This is a genomic window from uncultured Maribacter sp. (assembly GCF_947496775.1).
Lineage (GTDB): Bacteria > Bacteroidota > Bacteroidia > Flavobacteriales > Flavobacteriaceae > Maribacter_B.
The window spans coordinates 168,177-194,552 of sequence record NZ_CANMDU010000004.1; the positions used below are offsets into that span (position 1 = coordinate 168,177).

The 26,376-nt window shown below is 33.7% G+C and carries 20 protein-coding genes; 13 read left to right on the forward strand and 7 right to left on the reverse strand.

Annotated features, from left to right (window positions below; translation table 11 throughout):
• Positions 1 to 49: 49 nt before the first annotated feature.
• Positions 50 to 508 (forward strand): hypothetical protein, encoded by a 459-nt coding sequence (locus tag Q0856_RS08865; RefSeq protein WP_298478733.1) that lies wholly within the window; start codon positions 50 to 52, stop codon positions 506 to 508.
• 12 nt (positions 509 to 520) lie between these two features.
• Here Q0856_RS08865 and Q0856_RS08870 read toward each other — a convergent pair whose 3' ends face one another.
• Positions 521 to 6,037, reverse strand: coding sequence for an MG2 domain-containing protein (locus tag Q0856_RS08870; RefSeq protein WP_298504242.1), 5,517 nt, complete (start codon positions 6,035 to 6,037; stop codon positions 521 to 523).
• 330 nt (positions 6,038 to 6,367) lie between these two features.
• Here Q0856_RS08870 and Q0856_RS08875 point away from each other — a divergent pair, with 330 nt between their 5' ends.
• The 6 genes from Q0856_RS08875 (at position 6,368) to Q0856_RS08900 (ending at position 11,462) form a co-directional block, all read left to right on the forward strand.
• Complete coding sequence (locus Q0856_RS08875; protein WP_298504243.1) at positions 6,368 to 6,841, forward strand: CAP domain-containing protein; 474 nt, start codon at positions 6,368 to 6,370, stop codon at positions 6,839 to 6,841.
• Between the two features lie 178 nt (positions 6,842 to 7,019).
• Positions 7,020 to 7,553 carry a 3-hydroxyanthranilate 3,4-dioxygenase gene (locus Q0856_RS08880; RefSeq protein ID WP_298504245.1) on the forward strand — a complete coding sequence of 178 codons (534 nt, stop codon included), beginning with the start codon at positions 7,020 to 7,022 and terminating at the stop codon, positions 7,551 to 7,553.
• An 83-nt stretch (positions 7,554 to 7,636) separates the two neighbouring features.
• Positions 7,637 to 7,996 carry a DUF1304 domain-containing protein gene (locus Q0856_RS08885; RefSeq protein WP_298478722.1) on the forward strand — a complete coding sequence of 120 codons (360 nt, stop codon included), beginning with the start codon at positions 7,637 to 7,639 and terminating at the stop codon, positions 7,994 to 7,996.
• 96 nt (positions 7,997 to 8,092) lie between these two features.
• Entirely contained in the window at positions 8,093 to 9,646 is a 1,554-nt protein-coding gene (locus Q0856_RS08890; protein WP_298504248.1) for an aldehyde dehydrogenase family protein, read from the forward strand.
• 334 nt (positions 9,647 to 9,980) lie between these two features.
• The gene (locus Q0856_RS08895) at positions 9,981 to 10,886 is read left to right on the forward strand and encodes an OmpA family protein (protein ID WP_298504251.1); all 906 of its coding nucleotides are present in this window, start codon (positions 9,981 to 9,983) and stop codon (positions 10,884 to 10,886) included.
• 27 nt (positions 10,887 to 10,913) lie between these two features.
• Positions 10,914 to 11,462, forward strand: coding sequence for a hypothetical protein (locus tag Q0856_RS08900; protein ID WP_298478712.1), 549 nt, complete (start codon positions 10,914 to 10,916; stop codon positions 11,460 to 11,462).
• Between the two features lie 76 nt (positions 11,463 to 11,538).
• Here Q0856_RS08900 and Q0856_RS08905 read toward each other — a convergent pair whose 3' ends face one another.
• The 4 genes from Q0856_RS08905 to Q0856_RS08920 form a co-directional block, all read right to left on the reverse strand.
• Positions 11,539 to 12,534, reverse strand: a complete 996-nt coding sequence (locus Q0856_RS08905) for an acyl-ACP desaturase (RefSeq protein WP_298478709.1) — start codon at positions 12,532 to 12,534, stop codon at positions 11,539 to 11,541.
• A gap of 70 nt (positions 12,535 to 12,604) precedes the next feature.
• Positions 12,605 to 13,330 (reverse strand): metallophosphoesterase family protein, encoded by a 726-nt coding sequence (locus Q0856_RS08910; protein WP_298478706.1) that lies wholly within the window; start codon positions 13,328 to 13,330, stop codon positions 12,605 to 12,607.
• Complete coding sequence (locus Q0856_RS08915) at positions 13,327 to 14,409, reverse strand: DNA helicase PriA (protein WP_298504254.1); 1,083 nt, start codon at positions 14,407 to 14,409, stop codon at positions 13,327 to 13,329. The genes Q0856_RS08910 and Q0856_RS08915 overlap by 4 nt, the downstream gene beginning before the upstream one ends.
• Positions 14,410 to 14,558: 149 nt before the next feature.
• Positions 14,559 to 15,698, reverse strand: coding sequence for an SPFH domain-containing protein (locus tag Q0856_RS08920; RefSeq protein WP_298504257.1), 1,140 nt, complete (start codon positions 15,696 to 15,698; stop codon positions 14,559 to 14,561).
• Between the two features lie 283 nt (positions 15,699 to 15,981).
• On the opposite strand from Q0856_RS08920, the gene Q0856_RS08925 reads away from it, so the two are divergent.
• Complete coding sequence (locus Q0856_RS08925) at positions 15,982 to 18,519, forward strand: adenosylcobalamin-dependent ribonucleoside-diphosphate reductase (protein ID WP_298504386.1); 2,538 nt, start codon at positions 15,982 to 15,984, stop codon at positions 18,517 to 18,519.
• A 68-nt stretch (positions 18,520 to 18,587) separates the two neighbouring features.
• Positions 18,588 to 19,532 (forward strand): carbohydrate kinase, encoded by a 945-nt coding sequence (locus Q0856_RS08930; protein ID WP_298504260.1) that lies wholly within the window; start codon positions 18,588 to 18,590, stop codon positions 19,530 to 19,532.
• A 6-nt stretch (positions 19,533 to 19,538) separates the two neighbouring features.
• Here the strand turns inward: Q0856_RS08930 and Q0856_RS08935 are convergent, their stop codons facing one another.
• Positions 19,539 to 20,675 (reverse strand): ATP-binding protein, encoded by a 1,137-nt coding sequence (locus Q0856_RS08935; RefSeq protein WP_298504263.1) that lies wholly within the window; start codon positions 20,673 to 20,675, stop codon positions 19,539 to 19,541.
• Positions 20,672 to 21,427: an SDR family NAD(P)-dependent oxidoreductase gene (locus Q0856_RS08940; RefSeq protein ID WP_298504266.1), complete on the reverse strand. Its 756-nt coding sequence runs from the start codon at positions 21,425 to 21,427 to the stop codon at positions 20,672 to 20,674. The genes Q0856_RS08935 and Q0856_RS08940 overlap by 4 nt, the downstream gene beginning before the upstream one ends.
• Before the next feature lie 251 nt (positions 21,428 to 21,678).
• On the opposite strand from Q0856_RS08940, the gene Q0856_RS08945 reads away from it, so the two are divergent.
• The 4 genes from Q0856_RS08945 to Q0856_RS08960 all read left to right on the forward strand — a co-directional run bounded on the left by Q0856_RS08945 (position 21,679) and on the right by Q0856_RS08960 (position 26,374).
• On the forward strand, positions 21,679 to 22,680 hold the full coding sequence (locus tag Q0856_RS08945) for a MoxR family ATPase (RefSeq protein ID WP_298478689.1): 1,002 nt from the start codon (positions 21,679 to 21,681) through the stop codon (positions 22,678 to 22,680).
• A gap of 109 nt (positions 22,681 to 22,789) precedes the next feature.
• Positions 22,790 to 23,656, forward strand: coding sequence for a DUF58 domain-containing protein (locus tag Q0856_RS08950; RefSeq protein WP_298478686.1), 867 nt, complete (start codon positions 22,790 to 22,792; stop codon positions 23,654 to 23,656).
• Positions 23,657 to 23,716: 60 nt separating this feature from the next.
• Positions 23,717 to 25,375: a BatD family protein gene (locus Q0856_RS08955; protein ID WP_298504269.1), complete on the forward strand. Its 1,659-nt coding sequence runs from the start codon at positions 23,717 to 23,719 to the stop codon at positions 25,373 to 25,375.
• Positions 25,376 to 26,374: a VWA domain-containing protein gene (locus tag Q0856_RS08960; protein ID WP_298478680.1), complete on the forward strand. Its 999-nt coding sequence runs from the start codon at positions 25,376 to 25,378 to the stop codon at positions 26,372 to 26,374.
• Positions 26,375 to 26,376: the final 2 nt, after the last annotated feature.

Here is a 26,376-nt window from a genome sequence, read left to right on the forward strand (position 1 = left end):
TCTAACTCAAAATTGTATTTTTTTACATTGAGAACAGAAGCACACTATATTGAGAAAGTTAAAAGATTCCCCGTTTTATAAGAAGCCCCTTCATATATTGAGTTATGATTTTGGGGATTTTTACTTGTATGAAAATTATATCGTTGGAGAAATGGCCGAAGATGTTCTTATCTCTTGGGAAGAACAAGGGGAATTTCTTGCCGAAGAATTTAAAAGTATTTATTACGAAAAATATGATGAACTAATATACATTAGTAATCGTATTCATAAATATTCCATTATTCCGTCTGACTGGCTTAAATTTGCAAAATGTAATTATAATTTTACAGGTTACGGTATTGTAAGTTACTCTAAAAGAGGCTATTTTAATGCTTTATTAGAAAAGGTATTTGTACCTACCAAATTAAGAACTTTTACTTCTTTAAAAGAGGCCGTAGAATGGGCCGAAACAAGTAACACAGAATTAGTAGAAAAATCTGCCCCATTATTAAAAAACAAGGCAGTTTAGTATTTCTTAGATTTACCGCGCAACCTTTACCCATTGGCCTTTAGTGCGCACCATATAATCATTATTATACATAGCTTCTGCTTGTACTCCGGGTAAATAATAAGTGCCTAAATAAGAGGCATTAAGCAATACTCTAAAGGTTTTGGTTTCTTTAGATTTCATATCAAAATAAAAATTAGCCCTGTCATCTCTAATATCAGTATGGGTAACATTATTCTCTGCAAAACTTCCAAAATCTGTAAACCTTGTATTTACAATTTCCCAACCGCTTGGGAATATTTGAGACAAAGCCATATCTTTTAATTTATTGCTAGAAGTATTGGTAAGGCTTACCTCAGCAACAAAATCTGTTCCTTGAGAAATTTCGGAAATATCTATTCTAGAACCATCTCTATTTTTATAAGCAACATTTGCTATCAAATTTTGTGCTATTGTTTTCTCTGTTCCCACAGGTAAAATTCCGTTATTAACTATACTTACATAAAGTACATTGGGTTCTTTATTTTGAATAACCACACTGTTAGTCCCTTTCTTAATTTCAAAGTTTTTGTTTATTAAGGTTTTGGAAGTCTTTATTTTATCTGATTTTCCATTAATAGAAATACCGGCATTTACTCCTTTGCCTCCTACCATATCTGCAAACTTTGCCATACTTAATAAACTATATGCCGTTTCTTGTGTACTTAACCACCTTTTTTCAGATAATACTGCTGCAATTTCTTTTGCCAATTGATGCGCTTTTAATTGGTCTTGTAATAAAACAACAGTTTCTAAAGCCATAGACTTATTTCGCAGTGCTGAACCATAGGTATACGAAGATTTCTTATTTGTAAATACCCATTTAGCTTTTAATAATAAATCTTTAGCAACTTTGGTTTGACCAATTTGTGCATACGCCGCAGCTAATTTAAAATAGGCTGTATTAGATAATTCTTTGGTTTCTCTTAGCCTGTTCATGGACGCAATATCTGCATTACCAGAAAGAGCTAAAGTGTATAAACGATAGGCCTGCGCTAAAGAAGAATTGGTACTACTATTCCTCCATTGTTTTGCCTTTTGCTGTTGGTAGTTTACCCAACTAGACTTAAAACCTATTGGAAGTACATAGCCTCTTTTTTCTGCCTCTAGTAAAAAATGGCCAGCATAAGTTGTTCCCCAATCATTAGCTTCCTTTTGCCCTGGCCAGTACCCTAAACCTCCGTTAGCTAATTGAAACCCTCCTAATCTTTTAATAGCACTTTCAATATTTTGCTGAATTCGTTTTTTCTTGTTAGAATCCAAATCGAAAATAGAATTTAAAAATAATTGCGGAAATGCCCCAGAAGTAGTTTGCTCTACACAACCATGAGGGTAACGAATAAGCTGTTGCATACGCCCGTTAAAATTCATTGCTGGTAATGTGGATAATTCTAAATCTACTGAGTTACTTCCATTAATTCCAAAAGACTCTAGAGAAACTGTTTTTTCACTATTAGCGTCTAAAACAATATATTCAGCTTTAGAGGTCATAGGGTTTGGATTTACCACATCTATAGGAATCTCGAAAGAAGCTTTTTCTCCATTACCAGAAGCCTCAACAATAACTTTACCTATTCCATTAAAATCGGATACGTTCAAAGTAAAATAAGCCATCTTTTCATCTGGTTCAGAAAAACTCAATGATTGCGAATTTCCGCCTTCTACTGTAAAAGCTTTGTCTTGCTTAATTTTTAAAGTTACATTCTTAACTTTCTTTTCCATTGCAAATACGGTAACAGGTAGTGTTACTTTTTCGCCAGGTGTTATTTTCCTTGGTAAGGATGCCAATATCATTAATGGTTTACGTACAGGAGTTGTTTTTTCTGCTATACCATATGCTTCCTTTGCAACATCACCAGCCACCACCATAGTGCGTACCGATCCCACATATTTTGGGATTTGGATTTTATGCGATTTGGATTTTCCTGCTTTCAATTCGAACGCACCTAAATGCACCACCATAGGTTTAAATCTATTCGCCTTTTTATTTTTTGCGCCAGCTAACTCATCATCTCCACCAATGGCGAATACTTGGTTTATTTTTCCACCAAAAGCCCCAATAACATCATCATAAACATCCCAAGTTTTTACACCTAATGCTTCTTTAGCATAAAAAGTGTTCCAAGGATTCGGAGTTTTAAATCTTGTTAGATCTAATAACCCTTCATCTACAATAGCAATACTATAAGTCATAGCTTTTCCTTTGTTTTCTTTTACCGTTACTTTTATTTCTTCTTCTGGTCTAAGAACATCTGGCATAGAAACTACTGGCTCTAACTTTGTTTCTGGGTTTTCTACCGCTATTGGTACCAAACCATATAAACGAATAGGATTATCATTTAAAGTGCTTGCATGTGGTTGTAGTAACGTAATATGAATAAACACATTTGGTGTATACAACTCTGTTATTGGTAATGTGAATTTTGTTTCTTCTTTAGCAGTTTCTACCCAAAGAGATTCTAAAACTTCGCTTCCATTTTCTACAGTAACTAAGGCTCTACCTCCTTCTGAACTTGGGAAAGAAACCGTAGCATTTTCGCCAACATTATAATTTTCTTTATCTGTAGAAAAAGCTAGCATAGTAGCTGCAGAAGGATCGTTCTTTTTAGATTTACCTGCCCATCCCGGCCAATCTACATAAATGGTTTTTCCTGTTGCGTGACCGCCTTTGGTATCTTCTACACGCACTAAATAACGTCCCCAATCTGGATATTTAAGTTCAAAATCAAAACTTGCTTTTCCATTAGAGTCCGTGCTTATATTTTTTGTAAAAATTTCTTCTCTATACTGGCTACTACTGTAAGAGGATAAATTATCTGCAGAAGTATCCCACCACCATCTCCAATTTACTTTATGGACAGTAACTTTAAGATTGTTAACTGCTTTTGGCTTTCCGTTTTCATCTACAGAAACTACTTCAAATTTATGCTTTACATCCGTTAAAAGCATTCCTCTTCTTTTATCACCCTTAGGAGCATTTAAACCAACATAAGTGGTATATGGTGAATATGCTTTTGTAAAAACATCTGTGCTAAAATCACCACCATTTTCATAAACCTTAGTTATAAATGCTGCATTTAGCATTCCTGGAGCTTTTGCTGTTAATTGCGGATTTACATTAAATTTTGCTTTTCCTTCACTATCTATCTTACCATTAAAAACTACTTGCTCTTCGCTAGAAAAACTACGAGAAGGATCATCGAAAATATAACCTGAGAATCTTTTAAAAGAAGTTGCTTTGGCTTTGAATTTTCCTGTTATATCTGCTTTTAAATTCTTTGCAATAGCTCCATGCAACCATTTTACCTCTATCTCTCCGTCTACAGGAGACCTGCTAGATAAAACTTCTTTACTAAATGCTGTTTTTATTTTTAAACGGTTGGGCTTTATAGTCTCTATTTTAATAGTTTTTGTAAAAGAGGCTCCCCCCACTGAAACTTTTGCCAACCAATTACCTGTCACAGCATTCTCATCTGTCTTTAGATTAAAATGATAAAAATTTTGAACTCCGCCTGTTTTAACTTCCCTATGAACAACGCTATTATAAGGATCCAGAAGTTCTAATTTTACAGGATGATTTTCTGGAAGTTTATTAGCATTATCATTCAACATAAAAGAAAGATATATTTTATCTCCAGGGCGCCATACTCCACGTTCTGCAAAAACGAACCCTTTAATGCCTTTTTGCAATTGCGTTCCAGAAACATTAAACTTACTTACAGAAAGCGCATTGCCATCATTAAGTTTTACGTAATTTTTTTGTCCCTTGCTTTCTACAATTGCAAAAAATGGAAGTTTATACGCGTCAAAAATTGAAATGCCTTCCTGATCCGTTGTAACATTGCCTAAAGGTTGTTGTTGGTAATTATAAAAAGTAATCTTAGCTCCTGCAATAGGGGTTGTACTAACAATATCATTTACGGCAATAAAATAACTTTTATTTACTCCTTTTTTTATAGTAACACCTATATCCGTTGCTAATACATTTATACCTATTTTCTTATTATAGTAATAGGAAGTATTACATGGGTTTTCTCTTTCGGACCAATTATAATCATAGTAATAACTGTCATAATAATCCTCTACTCCATCCCAAGAACTATCCTCTTGTTCTTCATCGAAATTATCATTTATATCTTCCTCATCTTCAAAATTAGTAGAACTACAGGTATATAAGCTATATGTCCCTTTATAATTAAATTCTACCCTATAAATAGCACCTACTTCTGGAGTAATTATGGTTTTTAAATCTAAAGCATGGGCAGTCCATTTTCCATGACTTCCAGAAAGCTTACTCACAAGCTCTATCTTCTTAGTAACAATTGGCCTAGCAACACTTCTTAAATTACCTTGTCCATTAAGGTTATTATTTTGTAGAAATTGTAATATATTATTTTCATAAATCTTAAGAATCGTAATATCTACCGCTCTTAAATTTACAGATTCAAAATTAATCTTAAGATTGCTAGAAGATGGTAAAATAGTTCCATTAGACAATAATCTTATTTGTGGTTTTAGCTCTTCAAAAGCGATACGTTCTGTAAATTTAGATTTTAATTTATTCCCGTCTGTACTTTGTATTCCATCAAAAACATCTAATTGTGCGGTTCCACTCATTTCTTTAGAAGGGTATACTTTTAAAGTATTACCCTCTACTCCATATTTGGTTTTATCATCTCCCTCTAAAACCACTAAACCTTTAAAATTTTGACCCTTTTTAATTGGGTCCGAAAAGTTTATAATAATAGTCTGATTTTCAGAAGACTCCAATGTAGCATCTAGTATTGTAAAGTTGTTCTTACCCGCTATGGTAATGGTGTTTTCGCCAGAACTTTCTATGCCCAATTTTTTTCCGCTCCACGTAAATTGAAGTTCACTATCGTCATCCAAACGTTGAATACTATCCACGATAAATGAAAATTGAGTACCCTCATTTACTCCTTCTTCAAATTTTGGTTTTATTTTCTTTCCTTGATGCGTAATAGTCAATAACGTTTTAGCTTTTTCTATAGAAAGAACATCAGAACTCCTTAATTGCCCATTTATATATTGTAATTCTTTAGAATATGATTGTACCGCATTGGTATAAACATTAAACTGTTGCTTCAGTGTTTTTACACCAAAAGTCATTTGGTGTAAATCACTCGGTAAATTTGGTAGTATAGTTTCTAAATTTAATAGGAAAGAATACTCTGTATCTTGTTCTAAAGGGGCCTCTGGTATAAAAGCAATAGTACGGTTATCTAAAATCATTACTTTGCCTGCTACTTTTGGGGTAATTTTAAATACACTTTTGTCCAATTCTACCCCATTTTCCCAGTCCTTAATGGGGTCATTAAAAACAACTCTAATATCCGATTTTACCGAGATAATACCATGGGTAACTTCAGAGACATATTCCTGATATTTACTTAAATCATCAAAATTAGAATCATCCATTTTACTCTTAGGATTACATCCAATTAAGAGCATTATAAGACTAAGGAATTGAATTGAAAAGCGGATTTTCATTTGTTTAAATTTTATGTAAATGTAATAGTGTTCCGATTATAATACATCCCAGTTTACCATGAAAATTATACCTTTTTCTAAAAAGAAATTTAAAGATAAAAATGTACTACAACGCACTATATGGAACAACGTGTTTTCTGTCGGAAAAAGTATATATTTCAACTATAAAGTGGTATTTCATCGAAAAAAAGCAAAATTTTACCCTAGCAATACAATAATTCTTTAATATTACACCTGTTGCAATCCCCTAGGCTACAAATTAGAACATTAGAATCCCCATTCTTTCTACCTACTTAATAGAAAAACACCTACTTGCAAATAGAACATTGTATGAAAATGAGTGTGCAAAAAGCATTCTTAGTTTTATTTGTATTTGTGGCTTTCTCTTGTAGTAAGGAGACCGCGAAAGATACAAACATAGAAGCTGAGAATATTGAAATAGTAGAATCCGAATTGTTGGATATAGTCAATGACTACAGAGTATCTTTAGGTTATAGTTCATTAGAACATAATAGTATAGCTTACGAACAGGCCAACAAACACAATGACTATATGATTTCTAGAGGCGATTTAAGTCATGATAATTTTAGCTCAAGAGCTTCTGCAATTTCCATTGAGTTAAATGCCGAATTTGTAGCAGAAAATGTTGCCAAAGATTACGCTACCGCTAATGAAGCCTTTAAAGGTTGGTTAGCTAGTAGTAGCCACAAAAAAACAATGGAAGGGGAATTTACACATACTGCCGTAAGTGTAAAAAAAGACAGCAACAATAAGTTGTATTTTACTCAACTCTTCTTTAGGTAAACACTTTAAAGACATTTTGTTTAAATTTGATAACATCAACCCTTGGTTGGTGTTTTTTTATATTTATAAAATAAACGACCTCGGGACAAGCCCGTTAGGCATTCATTAGAAACTAATTTTTGTTTCGAGGCAAGCCTCGATGCATATAAATCTCAATTATCGAGTAAAACAATATTTTATGACTATAGCTCCTCCTTTTAACTTAACAAAATGGATAACAGAAAATAGGGACCTCCTTAAACCACCTGTAGGAAATAAAAACCTATACAAAGAATCGGGAGATTATATTGTAATGATTGTTGCTGGTCCAAATGCCAGAAAAGACTACCATTATAATGAAACAGAAGAACTCTTTTTTCAACTCGAAGGAAATATAGAAGTACATATCCAAGAAAATGGAGAGAAAAAAACAATGAAACTAGGTCCGGGGGATATGTATTTACATCCTGCAAAAATACCGCATTCTCCTGTAAGGTATAAAGACTCTATAGGATTAGTAATTGAGCGCAAAAGAGTAGATTTAAATGCTGAAGATGGGTTATTATGGTTTTGCGATACCTGTAATCATAAACTTTATGAAACTTATTTTAAATTAAATGATATTGAAAAAGATTTTCTAAACCACTTTAAGCATTTTTATAGCTCTCCGGCACTGCTCAGTTGTGATAATTGTGGTGCCAAAATGCCCGTTGACGAAAGATTTACTCAATAATCGAGATTTAAATAAAATTTAATTTATAATGAATCCTTAACAAGCTTGTCTTATATAATATGGCTTACTAAAAAAGAGTAATTATGAATATTATTTTAAAATTTTTAATTGGAGTAATTGCTCTACTACATTTTTACTTTCTGTGGCTAGAGATGTTTGCGTGGACCACCAAAGGAAGAAAGGTCTTTAAAAAATTTCCTCCGGATATGTTTGAACCGACCAAATCCATGGCTGCAAATCAAGGTCTTTATAATGGTTTTTTGGCTTCAGGGCTTTCATGGACATTTTTTATCTCGGACCAGAAATGGGCAAATAATGTAGCCCTATTTTTTTTAGGCTGCGTAGCAATTGCCGGTATTTACGGTGCCATCTCTGTCAGTAAAAAAATATTTTATATACAAGCATTACCGGCTCTTGTAGCCATTCTACTTATTCTAATTTAGCTCTACCGTAAGCAGGTATAATTAACTACTAGGATAAACCAGTTTATTTCGTAGATTTGCTGAAAATTTAACAATAAGTATTCAAAAAGTTATAAAATGTCAAAAATAGCAGAAGCATTCGGAATACAAGAAGCCCTTAAACAATTAGGTATAAATGAAATTAATGAAGGAACTTCAACAGGTTCTTATCATTTTTCAAATGGAGATTTAATTGTATCTTATTCCCCTGTAGATGGTAAGTTAATAGGAAAGGTAAAAGCAACTACCCAAGAAGATTACAATAAAATGATGCAAACTGCAACTGCAGCGTTTACGGAATGGAAAACAAAACCTGCTCCACTTAGGGGAGAGATAGTACGCCAATTTGGAGAAAAATTAAGAGAAAAAAAGGAAGCTCTAGGTAAACTTGTTTCTTATGAAATGGGAAAAAGTTACCAAGAAGGTTTAGGTGAAGTGCAAGAAATGATAGACATCTGCGATTTTGCTGTAGGTCTTTCTCGCCAATTACATGGTTTAACTATGCATTCTGAAAGACCTGGACATAGAATGTACGAGCAATATCACCCTCTTGGCGTTGTTGGTATTATTTCGGCTTTTAATTTTCCTGTTGCTGTTTGGGCATGGAATACGGCATTAGCATGGATTTGTGGTGATGTTTGTGTTTGGAAACCTTCTGAAAAAGCTCCAATCTGCGGAATCGCTTGTCAAAATATTGCTGCCGAAGTATTTAAAGCAAATGGATTGCCTGAAGGAATATGTAATCTAATAAATGGAGATTACCAAGTAGGAGAAATGATTACCAAAGACCCTAGAATTCCATTAGTATCTGCAACGGGTTCTACTAGAATGGGTAAAATTGTAGCACAAGAAGTTGCTGGTAGATTAGGGAAATCTTTATTAGAGTTAGGAGGTAATAATGCAATTATTGTTACTCCTGATGCCGATATTAAAATGACTGTAATTGGTGCTGTATTTGGCGCTGTAGGTACTGCCGGACAACGTTGTACTTCTACCCGTAGATTAATTATTCATGAAAGCGTTTATGATACCGTTAAAGATGCTGTAGTAAAAGCTTATGGCCAATTACGAATTGGTAACCCATTAGACGAAAATAATCATGTAGGACCTATTATAGATACTGATGCTGTAAAAATGTATGAAAATGCATTAGAACAAGTAGTTACAGAAGGAGGAAACGTAATTGTTGAAGGCGGTGTTCTTTCTGGAGAAGGTTATGCGTCTGGATGTTATGTAAAACCTGCAATTGCAGAAGCGCAACCACATTATAAAATTGTTCAACACGAGACTTTTGCACCCATACTTTATCTACTGAAATATTCTGGAGACGTACATAATGCAATAGCTATTCAAAATGAAGTAGCGCAAGGGTTAAGCTCTGCGATTATGACCAATAACTTACGAGAAGCTGAAGCTTTCTTATCCGTTCAAGGTTCTGACTGCGGTATCGCTAATGTAAATATAGGTACATCTGGTGCAGAAATAGGTGGTGCCTTTGGCGGAGAAAAAGAAACCGGAGGTGGCAGAGAAAGTGGATCTGATGCTTGGAAGGTATATATGCGACGCCAAACCAACACCATTAATTATACCACCGAATTACCATTAGCACAGGGTATAAAATTCGATTTATAAGCTAACAAAAAGATTAATACATTTAAAAGACCCTAATGCTAACAACATTAGGGTCTTTAAATAACTAAACAGACTAATTTAAGTTATTTCATCTTTAACCCAATGCCGTAACGTGGTCGGGAGGGTTAAAGATTCAAAAATAATTCAATACAAAAATACTTCCTTCCGTAACCAAATTCATTTAGATTTATATAGTTCGATAGAAACTCTGTGTATTTGGTTCATCTTTCCCTACAAATTGCCAATTGTTACTACCTTGATTTTTAGTGTTTAATAAGAATATTGTAAGATATTTTTAATACATTGTAGTCTAAACACTAAATGAATTTTAACAATGACAAAAACAACTACGAATCTGCTAGGGATTTTTATTACCATTCTAGCGGGTACTTATTTTTACATTACGTGCTGTAGCGAATGCGGCGCCACTGTAAAAAAAGAACCTGTAAATGAGACGGTAATTCCAGCAAAACCAACTGCCACGTCTTATCCTTTTGCTTTTAGCGATGGAGATTACGCGTACAACGACAATGACAACTACAACTTTAACGCATCAACATCTTCTATACTTATGCCTTTATCTGGTAAAGTAGAAGAGGGTATTGCGAGTCTTAAATCTTTTTTAGGAGAAAATGCATCTAAAGTTATAAACATCACTGGATATTATAAAAGTGATGAAACCAATGACTCTGCATTTCCAAACTTAGGTTTAGCAAGGGCAAATTCTGTAAAAAACCATTTGGTAGCTAATGGAATACATTCTACACAGATAAATACCTTTGGTAGTTTAAAAGATGAAATGGTAGCTAAGGATAATATCTTTTTAGGTCCAATTGCTTATGGATTAGATAACAAAGCTGAAAATGTAGATGATGAACTGCAAGCGCTTTATGAAAAAATCAAAGCTAATCCGTTGGTTCTTCACTTTAATACTGCTCAAACTTCTATTAATCTTAATGCCGATCAACGCCAAAAGGTTGCTGACATATCTAGATATCTAGATAAAGTAGATGGCGCTTCTGCGAACGTTATTGGGCACACGGATAATACTGGAAATCGTAATACCAATATTATCCTTGGACAAGAGCGTGCTGATTTTGGAAAAGCCTATCTAGTAAGAAATGGTATCTCCGAAACTAAAATAAATTCCTCTTCCAAAGGCCCAGATAACCCTGTTGCAAGTAATGCTACAGAAGAAGGTAGAGCTGAAAATAGAAGAACCGTAATTACACTAAACTAAATAACTAACATTAAAAACTAAAAAAATATGGATTTTGCAAATATGAACATCTGGTGCTGGTTAATTCCTTTCTTAGTAGGAGCAATTTGTGCTTACTTTGGGTATCTTATAGGAAAAGGGAAAACTACAACAATAGATAATAGCGCAGAGTTAAAATTGTTAGAAACTAAAAATGCTAAATTACAAGCAGACTTAGATGCTTGTAACGGCAAATTATCGGTAAAAGCCGCCACTCCAGTTGCGTCCTTTGCTGCTGGCGCTGCGATTGCCTCTATACCTTTTGATTCGGCAGCTGCAAAAGCAGCCTTTGGAAAAGCTGTAAAAGAAGATGATTTAAAAATAGTAGAAGGTATTGGCCCCAAAATTTCAGGAATGTTTATTGATTCTGGAATTAAAACTTGGAAAGCTTTATCTGAAGCAACGGTTGCGGAATGCCAAAAAGTATTAGATGGTGGCGGAGATCGTTATAAAATACACGACCCAGCATCATGGCCAATGCAAGCCAAAATGGCTTACGAAGGTAAATGGAAAGAGCTTGCAAAATGGCAAGACGAACATGATCATGGAAAATTATAATACAATCCAACCATACCTAAAAAAAACCCGATCTAATTGAATAGATCGGGTTTTTAATTTTTTAAAAATATATACTTTACAACCTTCCGTTTGCTTGTACCCACTTAAAAGTAAATTCGTCTTCTGGCAATTTCATTCTTTCAGAAATACGCGTTAAACGCGCTGGTAATTTCATTAAATAATCCCGAGCTTTTTCTGCCTCTTCATTTAATGAACGTATGCTGTCTAACTCCCAAAATTTGTTTAATTTACTTAAAATATCTACATAATCGTCCGCAGTATAAACTCCTAAACGCTGCGCGCAATTAGAAAAGTTTTCAAAAGCTACACCAATACTTTCCCCAGATTCCCTTAAAAAGTGTGCTGGCATAACAATCTTCTTTTTCATCATATCGGCAAAAGCCAACATCATCCCAGAAGGGTCCTCTACAAAAATGTTCTTTACAAACTCACGATAAGCCAAATGATGTCTCATTTCGTCACCTGCGATAATATTACACATTTTTCCTAGTAAAGCATTTCCTTTTTTCTTAGCTAACTGGCCAACACGTTTATGCGATATTTGTGTTGCCAACTCCTGAAAAGAAGTATAAACAAAATTCTTATAAGGATCTCTATCCGTACCAATATCAAAACCATCGGAGATTAAATGTTGTGTGGTAATTTCTATTTCGCGCATATTTACACGTCCAGAAAGATATAGATATTTGTTTAAAACATCTCCATGTCTATTTTCTTCCGCAGTCCAAGCTCTTACCCATTTAGACCAACCATTTTCCTTACCTTCATGTTGGTTTATACCCTCTACGTCCATTAACCAAGATTCGTATGTTGGTAATGCCTCTTCTGTAATCATATCGGCAACCATAGTTACCCAAAAATCATAACCTAAATCTTTAGACTCCTCTCTCAATTGCTCTACATCTTGTAAAAAAGTATCAGATTCAGAATCTGGTAAAAAATCTGACGGCTGCCAAATTTTTTCAACAGGCACAAGAAAGGACTCCATAAAGCTATCTACCTTATGTTCCAGAGCTTGCATTACTTCTAATCTAATGTTCTTGATAACCATATATCTAATTATTTTTTGCTAAGTTCGGTAATAATATACTTATTTCTACCCTTATTCTACATCAATTTAACTAATTTCTTCCTGTTTCGTTGGGGTAATAGGTATATACAGGGGCACTTTGCCATTTTTCTTTAGTGTCTATATCTAAAATAGTAAGAGGTCCTTTAAATGCTGCACCAGTATCAATGTTCCATACATTAGCAAAATTCTGCGGCGTTGTTTTCCCCATTCTTGTAACTGGTGTATGGCCAATATATATTTCCTTATACTTTTTTAATCGCATGGGATAGTTAGCATCCTCTGGACTTAAATCTGGGTTTAGAGAAACCGCTAGTTCCCAAAGGGTACGGTCCCAATAAAAAGTCTTTGTAAAATATTCGTTTTCTATTCCTTTTAGATTTGTAAATCCGGCATGAAGAAAAAGTCTGTTTTCTTCATCTAAATAATAATTTTTTAAATCTTTATAAAACTGAATATGCCTTTCTTTAATATCATTATTAACCACTGCATAAGAATCAGCCGATGCCTGCCCTCCATGTTGTAACCATACTGGGTTATGTTCTTTTTTTAAGAGCCAATCGGAACAAAGTTCATCATGATTTCCTCTTAAAAAAATACAATTATGGGTTTTATCTAAATGTAACAAAAACTCTACTGTCTCTACAGCCTCGCTCCAGCCATCTACATAATCTCCTAAGAAAATCAATTGATCTTTTGGGGTTACTTCAGCAGTTTTCAGTACTTCCTGTAATGCCTTTAATCCAGAATGAATGTCTCCAATAACTAATTTTCTCATTCTGCAAAAATCGCAATTACTGTAATAATTGCAATGATAAAAAGCACTAAAAAAAATATCTTCCAAAAAGAATATGGCCTAAAACCGCTTAACGTTCCTGTTTGTCCGTTAATATAAAAGCGATATTCTTTACCTCCATAATTGTAAGAACTTATATAAACAGGTAATAAAATATGCTTAAAAGTCTCTTCAGAAAGCTTAATATCAGCATGAGCAATGCGTTGAGTATCGCCACCGATATCACGGCGAATCCAATTGTAAGCCACCTTTTTTGCTTCTTGGAAAGATTGATGATGCCCTTCTTTTAAGGAAACTGTGTATTTTTCTGTGACAAAACCTGAAAGGTATTTAGAGTTATAGGGAATTAATTCTTTTAAATTCCAAAAGGCAATCTTTCCTGGTATATCTCTTCTCTTTTTTTGCGATGCATTTATCAATATATCATCTACAAAACCATTTACAGAACCAGATGCGGAAGACCATCTAGTTTTTCTAACTCTTTTGTTTTGAGTTCCGTTTTTTGTTCTTACCCTTCTATTTTCATAATAATAATCCCCTCTTTGCCCTTTATATGTAGCTATTAAATTACTGTCGAATGTCCAATAAGGAACATATAAACCATGCAATCCTTCTGGGTCCAAGGCGGCTCTTTTTAATTTATTAGGAGCAAACCAAAGGCTCCCTACCCATTTTTTAAAAATTTCCCTTGCTTTTTTAGTGTCTAACTGAAAAGGAACCAAGGCTCCTGGTAAAATCCAACCTTCTTTCTCAATATCCTCTTTAATTAAAGGCTCACTGCAATACACACAATCTAGAGATTTAAAATTTTCTTCTACATGTTGATTTGCCCCACAATTTTTACAATGTAGAAGATCTATAGTTTCAGTATAGGCATTTTCGCCAACAACTTTGAGATAATGTTGTAACTCTAATTCCTCAAAACTACTTTTGGTTTGTTCTATAAATTCCTCATACCCGCAATACTCACATTTTAATTGATTAGAGCCAGGCTTAAATTTAAGCTCCGCACCGCAATTAGCGCAAGATTTTTTATGTTCTGAATTATGTATATCTTCCATATATAATTAAGCATTTTCCATGATTGGAAAAGCACTATTCAAGAATTAGTACACTCGGGCAAACCCGTAAAACATTACAAGGAAATGTCCTTTTATCATTTCTAGGTGAGCATGGGTAAATTAAACCCACTGGTGAGATAAATATCTTTTTAAACACTTGGTAGCGGCGGCGGTGTATTACCTCCAAGAAAAGCCTTTAACTCTTCTACATCCTTTAAAGAAGCCCAATTAGCCATTCCTTGTTTCCATACCAAAGAATCTTTATTTATAGTTCTGCTTGCGAACAGTTCTTTTAAACGATCTATAGAAACTGGACCCATTTGTTGCTTATTTACAGCATAATGATACATAACCTGCGTTGGTATAGGTGGTGGAGACATTGTATTTTGTTGCGCGTGCTGCGTTAAAGGTTGTTGCACACCTGTTTGCCCCATTAAACCTCCCATTTGCTGCGCTAAAACAAAGCCCATTCCCATACCCATACCAGCTCCTGCAGTTCCTCCTTCATTCTTTGCTGCTAATTCCATGGCTTTTGCGGCCTTAAATTGGGCAAGTTTAGTCATATCTAACTTATCCAAACGGCTATATTCAAATATTTCTTTTTTAAGTTCCTCGGGCATAGAAACATTCTCTATGTAAAATCTTTCTAGTTCAATACCAACTCTATCAAATTCCGGTTGCATTACCTCTTGGCAAGTTTCCGACAACTCCGTGGTATTTGCTGCATATAATTCAATAGGAAGATTAGCCTCTCCCACAGTATCCGTAAAACGAGTTACAATTAAACTTTTAAGATGTTCATTAACTTCATAATTAGTAAAATGCCCATCTGTACCTACTACATCTACAACAAATTTTCCTGCATCTTTAATTCTAAAACTATAGGTTCCAAATGCCCTTATTTCTACCAATCCAAAACGTTCATCACTAAGCATAAACGGATTCTTGGTGCCCCACTTTTCATCTGTAAACAAATGCGTATTTACAAAATATACTTCGGCCTTAAATGGACTATTAAAACCATATTTCCAACCTTTAAGAGTAGTTAGTATAGGTAGGTTTTTAGTATCTAATGTATATGTACCTGGTGTAAAAACATCTGCTAATTGACCCTCACTTACAAATACAGCTGTTTGCCCTTCTCTAACAATAAGTTTAGCTCCATTTTTAATTTCATTCTGATACCTTTCAAATCTATGAACTATAGTATCTTCTGTATTGTCTAGCCACTCTACTATATCGATAAATTCGTGACTAAGTTTCTTTTTTATTTCTTCAAATAAATTCATGTTTTCTATTCTTTAATCGTAAAAAGGTAAGCATTTCCTGATTAAGATAACAAAGTAGTTCCAATATTTTAAACGATTGAAAAAAATTATCATTTTTTATCCAAAAGGATCTTAAAATCTTACAAATTTTAAATACTTAAGCTAAATATTTCTTTAAAAACATAGGCTGTATATATAATGCTTCCTTTCCGATTAAACCTATGATATTTATCATACAATTCACTTTGTTCTAATGAATAATTTTACACCATGTAATACACTTCCTAACTACAATCAAGATACAATGGCTGCCATAAAAACACCAAAAAAAACAAGGATATATACTCAAAAACAGGCTTTTGAAGCTAGTTTAGAATATTTTAAAGGAGATGATTTAGCCGCACAAGTTTGGGTTAACAAATATGCGCTAAAAGATTCGGAAGGAAATATATATGAGCAATCTCCAAACGATATGCATAGACGCATCTCTAAAGAAATTGCAAGAATTGAAAATAAATACGCAAACCCATTAACAGAAAATGAAATTTTTAACTTAATCAAAAATTTTAAATATATAGTTCCGCAAGGAAGTCCTATGGCTGGTATTGGCAATCCATACCAAATAGCGTCTCTATCTAATTGTTTTGTTGTGGGCAACGAAGGTTCTTCCGATTCTTATGGGGGTATTTTAAAAACAGACCAAGAACAGGTACAATTAATGAAACGAAGAGGAGGTGTCGGCCATGATCTTTCTGGTATACGTCCTAAAGGATCCGCTGTTAAAAATTCTGCACTGACCTCCACTGGTCTAGTGCCATTTATGGAACGCTATTCTAATTCTACCAGAGAAGTTGCACAAGATGGTCGTAGAGGAGCATTAATGCTATCCGTATCTATAAACCACCCAGACGCAGAAGACTTTATTGATGCAAAAATGGAACAAGGGAAAATTACTGGGGCAAATGTTTCTGTTCGTATAGATGATGATTTTATGAACGCAGTAACAGATGAAACTAAATACATTCAAAAATTCCCTGTACATAGTAACTCTCCGAAAGTCACTAAAGAGATAGAAGCTAAATTACTTTGGAACAAAATTGTGCATAATGCTTGGCAATCTGCAGAACCAGGAATTCTATTTTGGGATACTATTATTAAAGAATCTGTTCCAGATTGTTATGCAGATTTAGGATACAAAACAGTATCTACTAACCCATGCGGAGAGATTCCCCTTTGCCCTTACGATTCTTGCAGATTATTAGCCGTAAATCTCTTCTCTTACGTAGAAAAACCATTTACTAAAAAAGCCACTTTTAACTTTAAACTATTCCGTAAGCATATTGCAGCTGCGCAGCGTATTATGGATGATATTATAGATTTAGAATTAGAAAAGGTAGATCGTATTTTAGGTAAAATAAAATCTGATCCAGAATTAGAAGAAACTAAAGCGGTTGAGATTAGACTTTGGGAAAAAATAAAAGAAAAAGCCACTTTAGGAAGACGCACAGGTATTGGTATAACAGCAGAAGGCGACATGCTTGCCGCATTAGGCTTACAATATGGTAGTGAAATTGCAAACGAGTTTTCCATACAAGTACACAAAACAATGGCAATTGAAGCCTATAGAGCCTCTATACAAACGGCAAAAGAGCGTGGAGCTTTTCCGATTTTTGATATCGAAAGAGAAAAAAACAACCCATTTATTCATCGATTAAAAAAAGCAGATAAGAAACTATATTACGAAATGCTGGAGCATGGAAGAAGAAACATTGCTTTACTTACTATTGCCCCAACAGGAAGCACAAGTTTAATGACACAAACATCCTCAGGAATAGAACCTGTTTTTATGCCTGTGTACAAAAGACGGAGAAAAGTAAACCCAAATGATAAAGATGTACATATAGATTTCGTAGACGAAATTGGTGATTCTTGGGAAGAATATCAGGTGTTTCATCATAGATTTAAACAATGGATGGAAGTTAACGGATATGATATCTCTAAAAAATATTCTAATCAAGAATTAGATGTATTAATAAAAAAATCTCCTTATTACAAAGCTACTTCTAACGATGTAAATTGGCTAAGCAAAGTACAATTGCAAGGAGCGGTTCAAAAATGGATTGATCACTCTATTAGTGTAACAGTAAATTTACCAAACCAAGCGACCGAAAAATTAGTAGGACAATTATACTTAGAAGCTTGGAAAGCAGGTTGTAAAGGAGTTACCGTTTACAGAGATGGTTCTAGGTCCGGTGTTTTACTCGCAAATGATGAAAAAGAAAAAGAAACCATATTCCCTACAAAAAGGCCGCAAACACTAAAAGCGGATGTAATTCGCTTTCAAAACAATAAAGAAAAATGGATTGCTGTAATTGGATTAATAGATGAAAAACCATACGAAATATTTACGGGAATAGCGGACGACGAAGATGGCTTAGTAATACCACGTTGGGTAAACGAGGGTTTAATTATTAAGGATAGCGATGAAAATGGTTTTACTAGGTATGATTTTCAATACAAAAACAAAAGAGGATACAAAACCACTATTGAAGGCTTATCTCATAAATTTAATCCGGAATATTGGAATTACGCCAAACTTATATCTAGTACTTTAAGACATGGAATGCCCATTGAAAATATCGTAGACTTAATTAACAGTTTACAACTAGACGGAGAGTCTATAAATACTTGGAAAAATGGGGTAGTTAGAGCCCTTAAAGGATATGTGCAAGATGGCACAAAGGCCGAAGGTCAAAAATGTACTAATTGCAACTCTACCAATATTGTTTATCAAGAAGGTTGTTTAACTTGTACCGATTGCGGATCATCTAAATGCGGTTAGTTTAATGAAGTAACAGAACCTTTGGAAAATTTCAAGTATATTAGTCAAAAGAAAGTATCCTATTTTAAATGAAAAGTGTTTTTTGTATTGGTGAAGTGCTGATTGATTTTATTGCAGAAAGACAAAAAAGAGATTTAAGTAACGCTACTAATTTCACTAAGAATCCTGGTGGCGCGCCAGCAAACGTTGCCTGTGCCATTGCTAAACTTGGTGGAAAAAGTAACTTTATTGGTTGTGTTGGCAAAGATTCTTTTGGCAAATACCTCCTAAAGGTTTTAAAACAAAATAAAGTAGACGTTTCTAATGCTAAAAAAAGTAAAGCTTTTACCACTTTAGCTTTTGTCTCTATAGATGAAAATGGAGAGCGAGATTTTGTATTTAGTCGTGGTGCAGATAAAAAATTGAGGTACGATTGTACTATTAAAAAAGCTTTTAACCACAATATAGTTCATTTTGGTGCTGCTACGGCTTTCCTTGGAAATAGGCTAGAAGATGCATATAATCGTTATTTTTTTGATGCCCCTACCCAAAATGCCTTTATATGCTTTGATCCTAATTTTAGGAAAGACCTTTGGTCTGACAATGAAGAGGTGTTTATAAAAAAATGTATGCCATTTATTCAAAAATCGCATTTATGTAAATTTAGTTTAGAAGAAGCTCAACTCCTTTCTGGTGAAACAAATGCAATTGATTGTTGCTCTGTATTACATGAATCGGGGGCAGAAATAATTACTATTACCTTAGGTAGTAAAGGTACTTTACTCAGTACATCTAAAAAACAAAAAATGATTCCGAGTATTTCCGTAGACACTATAGATACCACTGGCGCTGGAGATTCTTTTGTCGGCTGTTTACTTTACCAATTGGGGTCTATTGGAAATCCTTTTGATACTATAAAAGACTTTGATTTATTAGTGAAAATGGTAACTAAAGCAAATATCGCTGGTGCTCTTACAACTACAGGATACGGAGCTATCCCCTCACTACCTACCTACGAACAGGTCTTTAGTTAAAAACAATTAATTATACTTGACCTTTCTTAAAATTCGAAGAGCTGCCTTTAATAAGCCATATACTTTTTTATAATCCTTTTTTAACATAGACCCAGCTTCTTCCATTTTTTCTTTAGCCTCTTCAAATCCGTTTAAATAACAAATAAGATACTTAGCAGGTAAAAGTTCTAAATCCGTTTTTTCTGAAGTTGTCAATGAATTTTTATTTTTTATTTTCTGTAATAGTTCATTATTCGCATTTAAGATATGCTGCAAATTTTCTTTATTGTATTGCGGAGGATTAAAAATTAATTCGCTTTCTATTACATACTTCCCATTAGCATCAAAATTAATAATAACTCTTTCCAAGGCGTAGTATTTGGCCTTTTTTTCTAAACCCAATTGCACGTATTCTGTAATGCAAAAAGAATCATCATCAGAGCTTATAGTAACCTCATCTAGAGCAGAATAAAACAACTTTACTTGTTCATTTATTAATTCAATATCTACTCTAGAAAAATATGTTTCACCCTTTACTTTTTTAATATTTCCTGCCCAACATACGACAAATTGCTCTTTAAAAACTTTATAATTACTCTCTAAATCTTTGTGTCGATAATTAAGAAAATCTATAACTCCATCTAATGTAAATTCTATATTGTTTCTAGCATGAAGTTCAATGGTAGCTACTGTCTCCGAATTTCTATCTTTAAGCTCTATATTGAACGCTTTTGGTAGACTAATACTACCCTCTCTAAAAAATACGGCTCCTCCGTAATACTTCCAAATATTCTTTCGCAAAGCACAAACCTTTCCATTAGATTTTATGGAAACCAAACCAACTACTTTTCCTTCTGGTAAATGTGGAAAAGGAATATTTTCATACGTAATTAATGGAGGATTATCTAAGTAGGCATTTACAAGGTTCTGAATTTTACTATCGTCGAAAAAATCTACCCCTACGATTTTATTATCCTCATCCTCAACACCTACAACTATAAACGAATTATTATTAGGATTGCTATTTGCTAAAGCGCAAACATGTTTTAAAAATTTTCCCTTTCCTTCTTTTTCTCCAATATTTATAAAACGCTTTTTATCATAAAAACTATTTTCATCATTATGGGCCAATAAGTTTTTAACTAGTAAGCGTTTGTTAATCATAACTCTTTTTTAACGATAGTACTACTTGCTTGCGCTGTTGGCATTACAACCATATCTGCAATATTTACATGGTAAGGTCTTGTTACTGTAAAATGAATTATATCTGCAATATCTTTAGGCTTTAGAGGCTGAAATCCTTTATAAACATTTTCTGCTTTTTCTGTATCTCCTTTAAAACGCACATCACTAAACTCAGTCTCTACAAGCCCAGGATTTACTGCACCAACTCTAATTCCGTATTTATTTAGGTCTATTCGCATTCCTTGGTTAAGAGCATCTACTGCATGTTTACTTGCGCAATACACATTTCCGTTAGGATAAACCTCTTTTCCTGCAGTAGAGCCAATATTTATAATATGACCAGACCCATTAGTTATCATTTTAGGGATAATTGCTTTAGAAATATAGAGTAATCCCTTTACATTAATATCTATCATTGCATCCCAATCTTCTATATTTCCATTTTCAATAGAATCTAATCCATGGGCATTTCCCGCATTATTAATTAAAATATCAATCTTATTAAAAGTTCCTGACAAAGTATTTATTTTGTCCCGAACTGCATTTTTATCTCGAATATCAAAACATAGTGAGTGCACCTTAACTTTTTCAGACAAAGCAAGTTGCATTTTATCTAAACGCTCATTACGCCTTCCACAAATAATTAAATCTATTCCGTTATCGGCAAAAAGAAAAGCCGTAGCTCTACCAATTCCACTCGTTGCTCCAGTAATTAAAGCGGTTTTATTCATTTTTAATTTTATATTTAAGCATTAAATTGCACAATTGAAATTACTGTAAAATTTATTAAACAAAAGAAAAATTAAGATTCTCTACATAACAATGAGGTGAAATTAAAAAGAAATGACTTAAAATGTTATTAAAAAATAGGGTCTTACACCATTTTTTAACCAATTGTTAACAGCAATACAATGAATAAATCTTCAATTTGCATATCTGTTAAAACCAAAACCACTTAACACCAAAAATATATACAATTATAATGGAAGAAAATACCACGGTAGACATTAGCGCAGTGAATGAGAAAATTGCCCAAGAAAGCGCTTTTATTGACCTTCTTATTACAGAAATGAATAAGGTAATTGTGGGGCAAAAGCATATGATAGAAAGGCTCTTAATTGGTCTTTTAGGCCAAGGACACATTTTATTAGAAGGTGTTCCTGGGCTTGCTAAAACATTAGCTATTAACACTTTATCTAAAGCAGTTAAAGGAAGTTTTAGTAGAATACAATTTACACCAGATTTACTACCTGCGGATGTAGTTGGTACTATGATTTATAATATGAAGGTTAACGACTTTTCTATAAAAAAAGGTCCCATATTTGCCAATTTTGTTTTGGCAGATGAGATTAACCGTGCCCCTGCTAAAGTACAATCTGCCCTTTTAGAAGCCATGCAAGAAAAGCAAGTTACTATTGGCGACGAAACATTTGTTTTAGATAAGCCTTTCTTGGTAATGGCAACACAAAATCCTGTAGAACAAGAAGGTACATATCCCCTGCCAGAAGCTCAGGTGGATCGTTTTATGCTTAAAACAGTTATAGATTATCCTAAAATGAATGAGGAGCAAATGGTAATGCGCCAAAATCTTTTAGGAAAATATGAAGAAGTAAACCCGGTTATTAGTGTGGAACAGATTTTAAGTGCTCAAAAAGCAGTTAGAGAAGTTTACATGGATGAAAAAATTGAAAAATATATTTTAGATATCATTTTTGCAACTCGTTATCCTGAAAAATACAATCTTGAAAACCTTAAACCATTAATTAATTTTGGTGCATCGCCAAGGGGTAGTATAAATCTTGGAATAGCATCTAAATGCTATGCTTTCATTAAAAGAAGAGGATATGTTGTTCCAGAAGACGTAAGGGCTGTTGTTCATGATGTACTAAGGCATCGTATTGGAATTACTTATGAAGCCGAAGCAGAAAACATTACTTCTGAAGAAATAATTAATAAAATTATAAATGAGGTTGAGGTACCTTAAAATCCCATCCTAAATCCTTCCCAAATGGAAGGACTTTTAAAGAGAGTATTAAAAAATAAAGTTTTCATAAACCCTTTCTCCTTTAGAGAGAGGGTTGGGAGAAAGGAAAATGGATACTAAAGAATTACTAAAAAAAGTTCGTAAAATAGAAATAAAGACTAGGCGTCTTTCTGACCATATTTTTGGAGGTGAATACCATTCTACCTTTAAGGGTCGTGGAATGACGTTTAGTGAAGTTCGACAATATCAATTTGGAGATGATGTTCGAAGTATTGATTGGAATGTAACTGCAAGGTATAACGAACCCTTTGTAAAAGTATTTGAAGAGGAACGAGAGCTAACAATGATGCTTATGGTAGATGTTAGTGGCTCCGAACATTTTGGTTCTAATAGCCAGTTTAAAAAAGAGATTATAACAGAAATCTCTGCTACATTAGCTTTTTCTGCCCTCCAGAATAATGATAAGGTTGGTGTTCTTTTATTTACAGATGTAGTAGAATTGTTTATTCCTCCGAAAAAAGGAAAAACACATGTACTCCGAATAATTAGGGAGTTATTAGAGTTTCAACCGAAAAGTACTAAAACGGATATTACAGAGGCTTTAAAATACTTAACTAATGTGATGAAAAAGAAAGCTATTGTTTTTATGCTCTCCGATTTTATTGCAAATGATTATGAAAAAACTTTAAAAATAATTGGAAATAAGCACGATGTAACCGGTATTAGAGTATATGACGAAAGAGAAGAAAACATCCCAAATCTTGGTATGGTACAAATGCAAGATGCCGAGACTGGAGATATACAATATATAAATACCCAATCTAAAAAAGTACGATCCGCTTATGCTAAATATCATAAGGAACAAGTAGCTTACTTTACCAACAGTTTTACAAAATCTGGATGCGGAATTCTAAGTTGTAGAGTAGACGAAAGTTATGTAAAAAAATTATTAGGATATTTTAAACGAAGAGGATAAACCCGTATTTGGGTAATTATTTTAGAGTTTAAAAAATTCTAAAATTAGGAAATTAAAAAAATGAAAAGTATCACTTCCTATATAAAGAATAATGTATCGCAATGCTTGCGCGTACCCTTTTTATATCTACTTCTGATAAGTAGTTTTTTTGGATTTTCACAATCCGAACCTTCCTTAAAATCTGAAGTAGATGCTACTACTTTAAAAATAGGAGAACAAATACATTTTAAAGTTACGGTCAATGTAGATTCTACTGCGCAGGTAATTTTCCCAGAAGGGCAAACCTTTTCTCCATTAGAAACTGTAGAAGCTTTTAAAACGGATACTACCCGAAAAAAAGACCGTATTACATTACAAAAAACGTATGCATTAACGCAATTCGATTCTGGGTCTTACAAACTACCACAGCAACGGATAGAAATTAATGGCAAAGGTTTTTTTACAGATTCTTTGCGCATCGAAGTCTCTAATATAAAAGTAGATACTGTTGCACAGAAAATGTTCGATATAAAGCCTCTCATTACCGTTCAGAAAGGCAATACTAATATTTGGAAAATTATCTTAGCTATACTTTTTGTAACTATAATTGGCGGACTTGTATACTGGTTTTTATACCGTAAAAAACCATTAACAGAGGAAGAAAAAGTGGCACTCTTACCTCCATACGATAGAGCATTATTGGAGCTGAAAAAATTAGAGAATTCTAAATATTTAATTCAGGACGAATACAAACAATACTATTCCGAACTAACCGATATTGTTCGTTCTTATTTACATGAAGATGCAAACGTATCTGCCCTAGAAAGCACCACGGACGAGTTAATAGCCAAATTAGAACTTAGAAAAGACGCAGGGGAATTAGATTTAGATGAGGAAACTATTTCTCAATTTAAAAAAATTCTTCAAACCGCGGATTTAGTAAAATTTGCAAAATCTAAACCTCCTGTTTCAGCGGCAGAAAGTGATCGCAAAGCAGTAGAACAAATTGTTGTTAAGACGCACGAGGCAATTCCAGAACCTACAGAAGAAGAACTTTTAGAACAGGCAGAATATCAAGAAGAATTGGCTCGCAAACAAAAAAGAAAAAAAACCTTAATAGCAATAAGTGCTGCTGTAGGCGCTATTCTTTTAGGAATGGTTGGTTTTACTGTTTATCATGGACCTACAAAGGTGTGGGACACCCTAACAGCGCATCCGTCTAAAAAAATGTTAGATAATAAGGAATGGATATCTAGTTCATACGGTTACCCTCCTATAAGTTTAGAAACCCCTGAAGTTCTTATTAGAAAAAAGACTAAAATACCTGCTGAAGCTCAAGCAAAAATTAAAGAAGTGCAAACTTTTGTATATCAAAACAAAGCGTCTCTTTTTACTATAGCTACCACCTCTACTACATTTAATGAACAAGAGGAACCAGACCACAAAAAATCAACGGAACATTTGATTGAAAATTTTGAAAAGAAAGGAACTAAAAATATAATTACTAAGAACGAGGAGTTTACTACTATTGCAGGTGTTAAAGGACTTAAAACATACGGTAGTGGAAAATTTAAAATTCCAAATTCTAAAGAATTAATAAAAGGAAAATATATTATACTAAGTTTTGGCGGTAAAGGTTTTCAACAACAAGTATTATTTACTTGGTTAGAAGATGACTCATATGCGCAACAAATTATTGACCGCGTTGTAACCAGTATGGAAGTTAAAACAGAATCCTAAATGTTAGAGAATATATCATTTGCAAATCCTGAGTTCTTTTGGTTGCTACTTTTGCTTCCTATTGCTCTATTGTGGTATTTTTTTAAACGCAAAGAACAAACTGCAACTTTAAAAGTATCTAGTATTCAAGGTTTTAAAACATCTAGTATTTTACCAAAATTAAGACCACTATTATTTTTATTGCGATTACTTGCTCTAGCTGCAATAATCATTGCAATGGCAAGGCCACAAACTGAGGATATTTCCACTAAAACCAAAACGACTAAGGGTATAGATATTGTCATGGCTATAGATGTTTCTTCTAGTATGCTTGCTCGTGACTTAAAACCTAATAGACTAGCGGCACTAAAAGAGGTCGCTGCTGATTTTATTAAAAAACGTCCTAACGACCGTATTGGTATTGTTGCCTATGCTGGGGAAGGTTTTACTAAAACACCTATTACTAGTGATAAATCTATTGTATTAAGCTCCCTTAGAGAAATTACCTATGGACAATTAAATGATGGTACAGCTATTGGTATGGGTTTGGCAACTTCTGTAAACCGACTAAAAGAAAGCAAAGCTATCAGTAAAATAATAATCCTTTTAACCGATGGTGTAAACAATTCAGGATTTATAGAACCGCAAACAGCAGCAGATTTAGCTATAGAATTTGGTATAAAAACATATACTATTGGTTTAGGAACAAACGGCAACGCTCTATCTCCAATTGCATATAACCCAGATGGTTCTTTTAGGTACGGAATGAGGCAGGTAGAAATTGATGAAGAGTTATTAAAAGATATCGCCAAAGTTACAGGAGGAAAATATTTTAGAGCAACCAACAATGAAAAGCTAGAAGCCATTTACGACGAAATAAATAAGCTAGAAAAAACCGAAATAGAAGAGTTTAAATATTACAAGTACGAAGAAAAATTTAGACCTTGGATACTTTTAGCAGGAGCGCTCCTTTTGTTAGAATGGCTATTAAAAAATACTTTATTTAGAAGTTTTGTGTAAAC

Coding starts and splice junctions, on each gene's coding strand:
- Q0856_RS08890 (WP_298504248.1), top strand. CDS start 8,093: ATGTCAAAAATAGCAGAAGCATTCGGAATACAAGAAGCCCTTAAACAA.
- Q0856_RS08930 (WP_298504260.1), top strand. CDS start 18,588: ATGAAAAGTGTTTTTTGTATTGGTGAAGTGCTGATTGATTTTATTGCA.
- Q0856_RS08935 (WP_298504263.1), bottom strand. CDS start 20,675: ATGATTAACAAACGCTTACTAGTTAAAAACTTATTGGCCCATAATGAT.
- Q0856_RS08940 (WP_298504266.1), bottom strand. CDS start 21,427: ATGAATAAAACCGCTTTAATTACTGGAGCAACGAGTGGAATTGGTAGA.
- Q0856_RS08945 (WP_298478689.1), top strand. CDS start 21,679: ATGGAAGAAAATACCACGGTAGACATTAGCGCAGTGAATGAGAAAATT.
- Q0856_RS08910 (WP_298478706.1), bottom strand. CDS start 13,330: ATGAGAAAATTAGTTATTGGAGACATTCATTCTGGATTAAAGGCATTA.
- Q0856_RS08880 (WP_298504245.1), top strand. CDS start 7,020: ATGACTATAGCTCCTCCTTTTAACTTAACAAAATGGATAACAGAAAAT.
- Q0856_RS08905 (WP_298478709.1), bottom strand. CDS start 12,534: ATGGTTATCAAGAACATTAGATTAGAAGTAATGCAAGCTCTGGAACAT.
- Q0856_RS08875 (WP_298504243.1), top strand. CDS start 6,368: ATGAAAATGAGTGTGCAAAAAGCATTCTTAGTTTTATTTGTATTTGTG.
- Q0856_RS08960 (WP_298478680.1), top strand. CDS start 25,376: ATGTTAGAGAATATATCATTTGCAAATCCTGAGTTCTTTTGGTTGCTA.
- Q0856_RS08920 (WP_298504257.1), bottom strand. CDS start 15,698: ATGAATTTATTTGAAGAAATAAAAAAGAAACTTAGTCACGAATTTATC.
- Q0856_RS08915 (WP_298504254.1), bottom strand. CDS start 14,409: ATGGAAGATATACATAATTCAGAACATAAAAAATCTTGCGCTAATTGC.
- Q0856_RS08885 (WP_298478722.1), top strand. CDS start 7,637: ATGAATATTATTTTAAAATTTTTAATTGGAGTAATTGCTCTACTACAT.
- Q0856_RS08870 (WP_298504242.1), bottom strand. CDS start 6,037: ATGAAAATCCGCTTTTCAATTCAATTCCTTAGTCTTATAATGCTCTTA.
- Q0856_RS08955 (WP_298504269.1), top strand. CDS start 23,717: ATGAAAAGTATCACTTCCTATATAAAGAATAATGTATCGCAATGCTTG.
- Q0856_RS08895 (WP_298504251.1), top strand. CDS start 9,981: ATGACAAAAACAACTACGAATCTGCTAGGGATTTTTATTACCATTCTA.
- Q0856_RS08900 (WP_298478712.1), top strand. CDS start 10,914: ATGGATTTTGCAAATATGAACATCTGGTGCTGGTTAATTCCTTTCTTA.
- Q0856_RS08950 (WP_298478686.1), top strand. CDS start 22,790: ATGGATACTAAAGAATTACTAAAAAAAGTTCGTAAAATAGAAATAAAG.
- Q0856_RS08925 (WP_298504386.1), top strand. CDS start 15,982: ATGGCTGCCATAAAAACACCAAAAAAAACAAGGATATATACTCAAAAA.